Raw genomic sequence first — 12629 nt, 5'->3', positions numbered from 1 at the left:
TGTCGGTGGTGGACATCAGCAACAACGGCACGGTGGACCTGGCCTACCACGGCACCAACGGCAGCAACTACACCAGCGCCGCCAAGACTGCTACCGACAGCAACGCTTACCGGCTGGTGATCGTCAGCAACAACGGCAATAACGTGCTCAACAGCACCCAGGTGCTGGACAACGTGTTCTACGAAAACGGCGGCGCCACCGGCCAGGCTCAGCAACCGGCCACTGGCCTTGCCTGGGGCAACTTCGGTGGCAATGGCTACATGAGCCTGTTCCTGACCGCTGGGCAGATCTCGTCCAACGGCACCGTGGCGGCGACCACCACGCCGCAGATCATCTACAACAACGGTGGCACCCTGGTCAGCTCCACCGTCGGCCCCTACAGCACCACTTACCTGAGCACCACCCTTAATGGCGCCGGCAGCTCGGCATTGGCGGTAGATTGGGACGCCGATGGCAAGCTGGACGTCATCCAGTTGCCAAACAGCACCAGCACCGGCCCAATCCAGCTGTACACCAACCTGGGCGGCGGCAACTTCAGTACCGGCACCCTGGCCACTATCAGCACCACAGGGGTCACCGGCGCAGTCGCCGCCGACCTGAATTGGAATGGCGCCCAGGACCTGGTGTACTTCTACGCCAACGGCACCAACGCCACCGTGATGAACCCCAACGCGGTGGCCTATGGCACCAGTCTGCACCTGCGGATCGTCGATCCGGGCGGCATCAACATCTACTTCGGCAACACGGTCCAGCTGATCGACAACAGCACCGGCCTGGTGGTGGCGGCAGATATCATCAACCCGCAGAGCGGCCTGGGCACCAACAACAGCACCGGCATCGTCGACTTCTACGGTCTGGACCCCAACCACACCTACAGCGCCGTGCTGCTCAACACCATTAACGGCGTGCTGTCCAACGTCGGCGGGGTCACCAGCACCACCGCCGGGGCCGGCGGAGTCGGTGCGGTACAAGCGGTCAACTTCAACAGCACCTGGAGCAACCTGGCGCCAGGGGCAGCCGACCATGCCTATGTGCTCACGGCGACGCTGGGCACAAGTGGCAGCAACCTTGTCAATGCCTACACCGGCGCAGCGGGTGGCGGTTCGCCGCTGACCGGCACGGGCTACAACGACACCTTCTATGCCGAGACCGGCACCAGCGTCTACAACGGCGCGGGCGGCGCCAGTATCGACAACACAGGAGCCTCGGTCTGGAGCCCTAACGGTGGCATGAACATCGTTGACTACAGCGCGGCGGGCAGCACGGCGCTGACCATCAACCTGAGCCTGAGTACCGCCCAGAACACCGGCTACAACACGGCCACCTTCCAGAATATTCAGGGCATCTACGGCAGCAACGGCGCCAACGTGCTCACCGACGGTACCGGCGATGACCAGTTCATGGGACGCGGCGGCGCAGACACCTTCAACCTGACCCATGGCGGTCACGACTCGGTGATCTACGCCCTGCAAAACGCCAGCAACGCCACCGGCGGCAATGGTTCCAGCGATGTGATCAACGGCTTCGTCGCGGGCTCCTACAACAGCAATGCGAACGCCGACCAGATCGTCCTGCGCAACCTGTTGCTGGGCTTCACCCCGAACGCAGCGGGCGAGGCGCTGTACATCAATGGCGTGGCCACCATCAATAGCGGCACCGCCATCGGCAGCTTCCTGTCCACCAGCATCACCGGCGGCAACACCGTGATCAGCATTGACCGCGATGGCGCAGGCAGCGCCTATGGCTCAACCGCGCTGCTCACCCTGAACGGCGTGCAGACCAATCTGGCGACCCTGCTGGCCAACGGGCAGATCGTCATCAACGCGGCGCCAGCGGTGTATGTGAACGCCGAGAGCACCACCAACACCACACCGATTGTCAGCGGCAGCCTCGCGCTGGGTCTGGTGGGCGGTGAAACCATGCAGGTAATCATCAACGGCGTGACCTACAGCTCCAGCACCGGCGCGGTATCGGTAGACCCGCTGAACAACACCTGGTCGGTCCAGGTGGCTGCCGGCAGCCCGTTGGCGGTCGGCACCTATAACGTGGTGGCGCAAGTACTGAGCAGCAGCGGCGCGGTGCTGGTGCAGGACCAGAGCAACAACCAGTTGAGCGTCACCGCGCCTCCCAGCGGCAGTTTTGCCGCCACTGGCTCCAGCAACAGTGCCACGGATACCGCCATTACCCTGGGAGCCAATGGCGACTGGCAGATCCTGGCCAATGACACCGTGTTTACCAGTACCGCCAACAGCAGCCGCACACAGGGGGCGTTCTCCACCACCTCGATCGCCGTGTCCGGCCAGTCCAGCGCCAGTGCCACTTTTATCGACTTCAACCGCAGCGGGTACATGAGCCTCTTCGGGCAGAACGGCAACGCCAGCCCGGGCCAGGTAACGTGGACCTTCAACGGCAGTGCCTATACCACCACCTACGTCGGCGGCAGTGGCAATACCAGCGCCAACGTATCGGCGGCCAGTGGGGGCGTGGTCGCCTTTGAAAACACCGGCAACGGCTATGTCGGCATTGTCTACGGCGATACCGGCCCCAACGACTCGCAAAACGGTGGCGGCTACAACACGCAGCTTGTGGTCAATACCAACGGCACCATTGCCGGCATGATCAAGAGCGCGAACTACGTCAGCAGCAATGTGGGTTCACCGGCGCCGACCAACACCAACAACGCCCAGCCCTACGAAGAGGTTTCAGCCGTCGACTTCACCAACAGTGGCACGGTGGGGCTTGCCTACCACGGCACCAACGGCAGCAACTACACCAGCGCCGCCAAGACTGCTACCGACAGCAACGCCTACCGCTTGGTACTGGTCAGCAACAGCGGTGCTGGCACGTTCAACAGCACCCAGGTGCTGGACAACGTGTTCTACGAAAACGGCGGCGCCAGTGGCCTGACGCAACAGCCGGCCACCGGCATGGCCTGGGGCGACTTCAGCGGCAACGGCTACATGAGTCTGTTCCTGACAGCCGGACAGACCTCGGCCTACGGCGCAGTCATCGCCACCAGCACTCCAAGAATTCTCTACAACAATGGCGGCACCCTGGTGCAATCGACACTTGGGGCCTACGCCACCACCTACCTCACCACCACGCTCAATAGCGTCGGCGGCTCGGCGCTGGCGGTGGACTGGGACGCCGATGGCAAGCTGGACATCATCCAGTTGCCAAACAGCACGAGCACCGGCCCGGTCCAGCTGTACACCAACCTGGGCGGCGGTAACTTCAACACCAGCGCCTTGGCCACGATCAGCACCGCCGGAGTTACAGGCGCGGTCGTCGCCGACCTGAATTGGAATGGTACCCAGGACCTGGTGTACTTCAACGCCAATGGCTCCACCGCCACCGTGATGAACCCCAACACCGTGGCGGCGGGCACCAGCCTGCACCTGCGCATCCTTGATCCGGGCGGCATCAACAGCTACTTCGGCAACACCGTCCAGCTGATCGACAACAGCACCGGCCTGGTGGTGGCGGCAGACATCATCAATCCGCAAAACGGACTGGGCACCAACAACAGCACCGGTATTGTTGATTTCTACGGCCTGAATCCCAACCACACCTACAGCGCCGTGCTGCTCAACAGCATCGGAGGAGGCTCGGCCAACGTCGGCGGCGTCACAGCGACTACGACAGGCGCCGGCGGCGTCGGCGACGTACAACAGGTCAATTTCAACAGCACCTGGGCCAACCTGACTCCGGGGGCAGCCAACCACGCCTATGTGCTGACCGCTGCGCTGGGCACGAGCGGCGCAACGCCAGTCAATGCCTACACCGGCGCCGCCGGTGGCGGCGGGCCGCTGGTGGGCACCGGCTACAACGACACCTTCTATGCTCAAACTGGCACCAGCGTCTACAACGGCGCCGGGGGCACGGTGACCGACAGCAGCGGCGCATCCGTGTGGACCAGCACCAGCGGCATGAACATCGTCGACTACAGCGCGGCGGGCAGCACAGCACTGACCATCAACCTGAGCCTGAGTACCGCCCAGAATACCGGCTACAACACGGCCACCTTCCAGAATATCCAGGGCATCTACGGCAGCAGCGGCGCCAACGTGCTCACCGACGGCAGTGGCGGCGACCAGTTCATGGGACGCGGCGGCGCAGACACCTTCAATCTGACCCATGGCGGTCATGACTCGGTGATCTACGCGCTGCAGAACGCCAGCAATGCCACCGGCGGCAATGGTTCCAGCGATGTGATCAACGGCTTTACGCTGGGTTCGGTCAACAGCAATGCGAACGCCGACCAGATCGTCCTGAGCAACCTGCTGCTGGGCTTCACCCCGAACGCAGCGGGCGAAGCGCTCTACATCAATGGTGTTGCCACCATCAATAGCGGCAACACTATTGGCAGCTTCCTGTCCACCAGCATCACCGGCGGCAACACGGTGCTCAGTATCGATCGAGACGGCAGTGGCAGCGTCTACAGCTCAACCACGCTGGTGACCCTGAACAGCGTTCAAACCAACCTGACGACCTTGCTGGCCAACGGCCAGATCCTGCTCAATCCGGCGCCCTCGGTCTCCGTCAACGCCGAGAGCACCACCGACAACACGCCTATCATCAGCGGCACTCTGGTGGGGGGCCTGGGCACAGGCACGACGCTGCAAGTGATTGTCAATGGCGTGACCTATAGTTCCAGCACCGGGGCGGTAGCAGTAGACCTGCAAAACAGCACGTGGTCGGTGCACTTGCCGATTGCCGACACACTCGCCACCGGAACCTACAGCGTGACCGCGCAGGTTGTAAATACTGCGGGCACGGTGCTGGTGCAGGATCAGACCAGCGGCGAGCTGGTGGTGAACGCCCTGCCGGTCACCAACTTCAACGCCGTCGGCGCCAGCAATACCTCCTACGACGTCGCTATCACCCTGAGTACTACCGGCGGTTGGCAAATTCTGGCCAATGACACCGTGTTCAGCAGTAACGCCAGCAGCAGCGCCACGCTTGGCAACTTTTCCACCACTGCGATCGGCAACGGCCAAACCACCAGCAGCGCCACCTTCATCGACTTCGACCGCAGCGGGTACATGAGCATCTTCGGGGAGAACGGCAACGCCGCTCCCGGGCAAGTGACCTGGACCTTCAACGGCAGCGCCTACACCACCACCGTGGTCAATGGCAGCGGCAATACCAGCGCCAACGTATCGGCGGTCAACGGCGGTGTGGCGGCGTTTGAAAACACCGGCAATGGATATGTGGGCATCAGTTACGGCTCATCCTTCCCGAACAATGCCAGCAACTACGGGGGATACAACACGCAGCTGGTGGTCAATACCAACGGCACCATTGCCGGCATGATCAAGGACATCAACTACGTCTACACCAACACAGGTTCTCCCGTACCCACCAACATCAACAACGCCACGGCCTACGAGGAAGTGTCGGTGGTGGACATCAGCAACAACGGCACGGTGGATCTGGCCTACCACGGCACCAACGGCAGCAACTACACCAGCGCCGCCAAGACCGCCACGGACAGCAACGCCTATCGCCTGGTGATCGTCAGCAACAACGCCAACAACGTGCTCAATAGCACCCAGGTGCTGGACAACGTGTTCTACGAAAACGGCGGCGCCACCGGCCAAACCCAGCAACCAGGCAGCGCGATGGTCTGGGGCGACTTCGGTGGCACCGGCTACATGAGCCTGTTCCTCATCGCCGGTCAAACCGATGCCTCGGGGGCGGTGACGGCGTCCACCAGTCCACGGATTCTGTACAACAATGGCGGCACCATAGTGAGCTCCACTTTCGGCGCTTACGCCAGCACCTTCCTGAGCTCATCGCTGAACGAGAGCTACGGCAGCAGTGTGGCAGTGGACTGGAATGCAGACGGCAAGCTCGACATCATCCAGATGCCCAACGGCAGTATCTCGGGCCCTATCCAGCTGTACACCAACCTGGGGGGAGGTCACTTCACCACCAGTTCCCTGGGCACCGCTGCCCTTGGCGTCAGCGGCTTGGTGACCGCCGATCTGAACTGGAGCGGCGCACAGGACCTGGTGTATTTCAACAACAATGGCGGCGTCAACACGGTGATCAACGCCAACCCGGTGGCCTATGGCACCAGTCTGCACCTGCGGATTGTCGATCCGGGCGGCATCAACATCTACTTCGGCAACACCGTGCAGTTGATCGACAACAGCACCGGTCTGGTGGTCGCTGCCGACATCATCAATCCGCAATCGGGAATTGGCGTCAACAACAGCACCGGCATTGTCGACTTCTACGGCCTGAACCCCAACCACACCTACAGCGCGGTCCTGCTCAACACCATCAATGGCGTGCTGTCCAACGTCGGCGGGGTCACCAGCACCACCGCCGGGGTCGGCGGACTTGGCGCGGTGCAAGCGGTCAACTTCAACAGCACCTGGAGCAACCTGGCGCCAGGGGCGGCCAACCATGCCTATGTACTGACCGCGACCCTGGGCACGGCGAGCGCCAGTGCAGTCAACGCTTACAGCGGGGCGGCCGGCGGTGGCGGACCGCTGGTGGGCACGGGCTACAACGACACCTTCTATGCCGAGACCGGCACCAGCGTCTACTACGGCGCGGGCGGCGCCAGTATCGACAACACAGGAGCCTCGGTGTGGAGCAGTACCGGTGGCATGAACATCGTTGACTACAGCGCGGCGGGCAGCACGGCGCTGACCATCAACCTGAGCCTGAGTACTGCCCAGAACACCGGCTACAACACGGCCACCTTCCAGAATATTCAGGGCATCTACGGCAGCAACGGCGCCAACGTGCTCACCGACGGTACCGGCGATGACCAGTTCATGGGACGCGGCGGCGCAGACACCTTCAACCTGACCCATGGCGGTCACGACTCGGTGATCTACGCCCTGCAAAACGCCAGCAACGCCACCGGCGGCAATGGTTCCAGCGATGTGATCAACGGCTTCGTCGCGGGCTCCTACAACAGCAATGCGAACGCCGACCAGATCGTCCTGCGCAACCTGTTGCTGGGCTTCACCCCGAACGCAGCGGGCGAGGCGTTATACATCAATGGTGTCGCCACCATCAACAGTGGCGACACCATCGGCAACTACCTGTCCACCAGCATCACCGGTGGCAACACCGTGATCAGCATCGACCGCGATGGCGCAGGCAGCGCCTATGGCTCAACCGCGCTGCTCACCCTGAACGGCGTGCAGACCAACCTGGCGACCCTGCTGGCCAACGGGCAGATCGTCATCAACGCGGCGCCTGCGGTGTATGTAAACGCCGCGACCACCACCAACACCACACCGATTGTCAGCGGCAGCCTCGCGCTGGGTCTGGTGGGCGGTGAAACCATGCAGGTGATCATCAACGGCGTGACCTACAGCTCCAGCACCGGCGCGGTAGCGGTAGACCCGCTGAACAACACCTGGTCATTGCAAGTGCCGATCGCCAACGCACTGGGCGCCGGTACTTACAGTGTGGTGGCGCAAGTACTGAGCAGCAGCGGCACCGTGCTGGTTCGTGATCAGAGCAGCAACGAGTTGACCATCAACGCTGTGCCGGTCATTCCCGCCAGTATCAGTATCAACGTCGTTACGCCCTCCACCGCCACCGACACCGCGATTACCCTGGGAGCCAACGGTGACTGGCAGTTTTTGGCCAATGACGCGCTTTTCAACAGCACCGCCAACAGCGACGCCACTCAGGGTTCGTTCTCTGTCACCCCGCTTTATGTCTCGGGCCAGTCCACGGCCAGCGCTACGTTTATCGACTTCAATCGCAGCGGTTATATGAGCATCTTCGGCGAGAACGGCACCTCCACCCCTGGCCAGGTAGCCTGGACCTTCAACGGCAGCGCCTACACCAGCACCTACGTCAATGGCAGCGGCAATACCAGTGCCAATACCCAGGTGGGTAACTCTGGCGTGGCGGCTTTTGGAAATACCGGCAACGGCTATGTCGGGATTATCTACGGCGATACCGGGCCGAATGACGCTCAAAACGGTGGCGGCTACAACTCGCAGTTGGTGGTCAATACCAACGGCAGCCTGGCCGGCATGATCAAGAACGTGAACTACGTTTATACCAACGCCGGCTCGCCCATCCCGACCAATGTCAATAACGCCCAACCCTATGAAGAAGTGTCGGTGGTGGACATCAGCAACAACGGCACGGTGGACCTGGCCTACCACGGCACCAACGGCAGCAACTACACCAGCGCCGCCAAGACCGCCACCGACAGCAACGCCTACCGTCTGGTGATCGTCAGCAACAACGGCAACAACGTGCTCAACAGCACCCAGGTGCTGGACAACGTGTTCTACGAAAACGGCGGCGCCACCGGCCAGACCCAGCAAGCGGATACCGGCATGGCCTGGGGCAACTTCGGCGGCAACGGCTACATGAGCCTGTTCCTGACCGCCGGGCAGACCGCATCCAACGGCACGGTGGCAGCCAGCACCACACCGCAGATCCTCTACAACAACGGCGGCACGCTGGTGAACTCAACCATCGGCGCCTACGCCACCACCTACCTCACCACCAGCCTCAATGGCGCCGGTGGCTCGGCGCTGGCGGTGGATTGGAATGCCGATGGCAAGCTGGACATCATCCAGTTGCCCAACAGCACCAGCACCGGTCCGATCCAGCTGTACACCAACCAGGGCGGCGGCAACTTCAGCACCAGCGCTCTGACGACCATCAGCACCGCAGGGGTAACCGGTGCGGTGCTTGCCGACCTGAATTGGAACGGGGCGCAGGATCTGATCTACTTCAACGCCAACGGCAGCGCCAACACCATCGCGAACCCCAATGCGGTCGCGCCGGGGACCAGCCTGCATCTGCGCATCCTTGATCCGGGCGGCATCAACAGCTACTTCGGCAACACGGTGCAATTGATCGACAACACCACCGGCCTGGTGGTGGCGGCGGACATCATCAACCCGCAGAACGGCCTGGGCACCAACAACAGCACCGGCATCGTGGACTTCTACGGTCTGGACCCCAACCACACCTATAGCGCCGTGCTGCTCAACACCATCAATGGCGTGCTGTCCAACGTCGGCGGGGTCACCAGCACCACCGCCGGGGCCGGCGGACTCGGTGCGGTGCAAGCGGTGAACTTCAACAGCGCCTGGAGCAACCTGGCGCCGGGGGCGGCCAACCACGCCTATGTGCTGACCGCGGCGCTGGGCACGAGCGGCGCAACCCCGGTCAATGCTTACACCGGCGCCGCCGGTGGCGGCGGGCCGCTGGTGGGCACCGGCTATAACGACACCTTCTATGCCCAGAGCGGCACCAGCGTTTACAACGGCGCGGGCGGCACCAGTATCGACAGCAGCGGCGCATCGGTGTGGAGCAGTACCGGTGGCATGAACATCGTCGATTACTCCGCCGCGGGAAATACCGCACTGACGGTTAACCTGAGCCTGATTGCGGCGCAGAACACCGGCTACAACACGGCTACCTTCCAAAATATCCAAGGCATTTACGGCAGCAGCGGCAACAACGTCTTCACCGACAGCAGCGCCGGCGGCAACCTGTTTATGGGACGCGGCGGAGCGGACACCTTCAACCTGAACCATGGCGGCGATACGGTGGTCTTCGCCCTGCAAAACGCCAGCAACGCCACGGGTGGCAACGGCTCCGCCGATGTCATCAATAGCTTCTCGGTGGGTTCGGTCAACAGCAACGCCAGTGCCGATGTGATCAGCCTGAACAACCTGCTGCTGGGCTTCACTCCGAACGCAGCGGGCGAGGCGTTGTACATCAATGGCGTGGCCACCATCAACAGCGGCAACACCATCGGTAACTATCTGTCCACCAGCATCGCCGGCGGCAACACGGTACTAAGCATCGACCGCGATGGCACCGGCAGCGCCTACAGTTCCACGGTGCTGGCCACCCTCAACGGAGTACAAACCAACCTCTCTACCCTGCTAGCCAACGGGCAGATCGTGATCAACGGCACCCCGGCGATCTATGTGAATGCGGTCTCCACCACGGATACCACGCCGACGGTCACAGGTACCTTGGTGGATGGTCTGGTATCGGGCGAGACTCTGCGGGTAATCATCAATGGGGTCACCTACAGCTCCAGCACCGGCGCCGTAGAGGTGGATGCGCTGAACAATACTTGGTCGGTGCAAGCGGGCACCCTCGCTGCCGGCACGTACAACGTGGTGGCTCAAGTACTGAGCAGCAGTGGCGCGGTGCTGATGCAAAACCAAACCAGCAATCAACTGACTATCACTGCCGCGCCAGTCGTCACCTTCAATGCCAGCGGCACCAGCGGCAGCGCCACCGGCACCGCCATTACCTTGGGGACCAACGGCAGCTGGCAGTTCCTGTCGAATGACACCATATTCAACAGCACCGGCAGCAACAGCGCCACGTTGGGCAACTACTCCACCAGTCTGATCGCCGTGTCTGGCCAATCCACCACTGCCGCTACGTTCATCGACTACAACCGCAGCGGTTATATGAGCCTCTTCGGCGAAAACCAGAACTATGCCGCCGGCCAGATCACCTGGACCTTCAACGGCGCCGCCTACACCAGCACCTACCTCGGTGGCACAGGCAATACCAGCGCCAACGTGTCGGCGTCCAACAGCGGTGTGGCGGCCTTTAGCAACACAGGCAACGGCTACGTCGGCATCAGCTACGGTTCCACCTTTCCGAACGCGGCCAACAGCAGCGGGGGCGGCTACAACACGCAGCTGGTAGTCAATACCAACGGCAGCCTGGCCGGCATGATCAAAGACGTCAACTACGTCTACACCAACACAGGTTCTCCCGTACCCACCAACATCAACAACGCCACGGCCTATGAGGAAGTGTCGGCGGTGGACATCAGCAACAACGGCACGGTGGACCTGGCCTACCACGGCACCAACGGCAGCAACTACACCAGCGCCGCCAAGACCGCCACCGACAGCAACGCTTACCGCTTGGTGATCGTCAGCAACAACGGCAACAACGTGCTCAACAGCACCCAGGTGCTGGACAACGTGTTCTACGAAAACGGCGGCGCCGCCGGCCAAACCCAGCAACCGGCCAGTGCCATGACCTGGGGCAACTTCGGTGGCAATGGCTACATGAGCCTGTTCCTGCCTGCCGGTCAGACCAACGCCACGGGTACGGTGACGGCGTCCACCATCCCGCGGATTCTGTACAACAACGGCGGCACTCTGGTCAGCGCCACGACCGGCGCCTACGCGACCACCTACCTGGTTTCCACCCTGAGCGAGAACAGCGGCAGTAGCTTGGCGGTGGACTGGAACGCCGACGGCAAGCTGGACATCATCCAGCTGCCTGCCAGCACCAGCACCGGCCCGATCGAGTTGTACACCAACAATGGCGGAGGCCTGTTCAGCACCAGCGCCCTGGCAACCGTCAGCACGGCCGGCGTCACTGGCGCGGTCACCGCCGACCTGAATTGGAACGGGGCACAGGACTTGGTGTACTTCTACGCCAACGGCGCCACCGCCACCGTGGTCAACCCCAACACTGTGGCGGCGGGTACCAGTTTGCATCTGCGGATCTTGGATTCCAACGGCATCAACGTTTACTTCGGCAATACGGTCCAACTGGTGGATAACACGACGGGCCTGGTGGTAGCTGCAGACATCATCAACCCGCAGTCAGGTACAGGCACCAACAACAGCACCGGTATCGTAGATTTCTACGGTTTGAATGCCACTCATACCTACAGTGCCGTGCTGCTGAACAACGTCAATGGCGTCTCCCAGAATGTGGGCGGCGTCAGCAGCGCCACCGCAGGAGAGAACGGTGTGGGCGCCACCAACAGCATCAACCTGAACAGCACCTGGTCGCACCTGACCCCCGGCGCCGCAGATCATGCCTATGTACTGACCGCCGCTACCGGCACCAGCGGTGCCAGCGATGTCAACGCCTATATCGGAGCCGCTGGCGGCGGCAGCAGCCTACTCGGTACGGGATACAACGACACCTTCATGGCGCAGACGGGCACCAGTGTGTATGAGGGTGCGGGCGGCACCGGCACCGATAGCAGCGGCGCAGCGGTCTGGAGCAGCAGCGGCGGACTGAACATCGTCGACTACAGCGCCGCCGGGACTACCACGCTGAACATCAACCTGAACAACAGCGCGGCGCAAAACACCGGCTACAACACCGCCACCTTCCATAATATTCAGGGGGTTATTGGCGACGCCGGTATCAACACATTTACGGATAGCAATGCAGGCAGCAACCTGTTCCAGAGCGGAGGCGGCACCAATACCTTCAATCTGATCAATGGGGGCCATGACACGCTGGTTTATAACCTGCTGAACGCGAGCAGTGCGACGGGAGGCAATGGCACGGGCGCGGATGTGGTCAACGGCTTCAAAGTGGGCGCCTTTGCCTCCACTACGGGTGCTGATCAAATCAACTTGAACGGGTTGCTGATGGGCTTTACCCCTAACGCCAGCGGCGAAGCCAAACTCATCAACGGCGTGGCTACTATCAACTCCGGCGATACCGTCGCTAATTATCTATCGGCCTCGACTTCGGGAAACAATACGGTGATAAGTATCGACAGGGACGGGACTGGCAGCACCTACACGCCTACGGCGCTGTTGACACTGAATAACGTACACACTGATCTGGCGACATTGCTGGCGAATCACCAGTTGGTGCTCCACTAG

Annotated in this window: 1 protein-coding gene (running past one end of the window); it reads left to right on the top strand. The window is 61.9% G+C overall.

The window, feature by feature from the left end:
• A protein-coding gene (locus RAS12_RS29560) for an Ig-like domain-containing protein (protein WP_306944035.1) crosses the window boundary here: on the top strand, window positions 1–12629 show its end. Its footprint begins 17458 nt before the window's first position; the window shows 12629 of its 30087 coding nt (coding positions 17459–30087); the start codon falls outside the window, past its left edge; the stop codon is at window positions 12627–12629.

This window comes from Achromobacter seleniivolatilans, assembly GCF_030864005.1.
Taxonomy (GTDB): Bacteria; Pseudomonadota; Gammaproteobacteria; order Burkholderiales; family Burkholderiaceae_B; genus Achromobacter; species Achromobacter seleniivolatilans.
The sequence above is the reverse complement of the archived record's forward strand: the minus strand, read 5'-3'. Positions and strand labels throughout refer to the sequence as shown.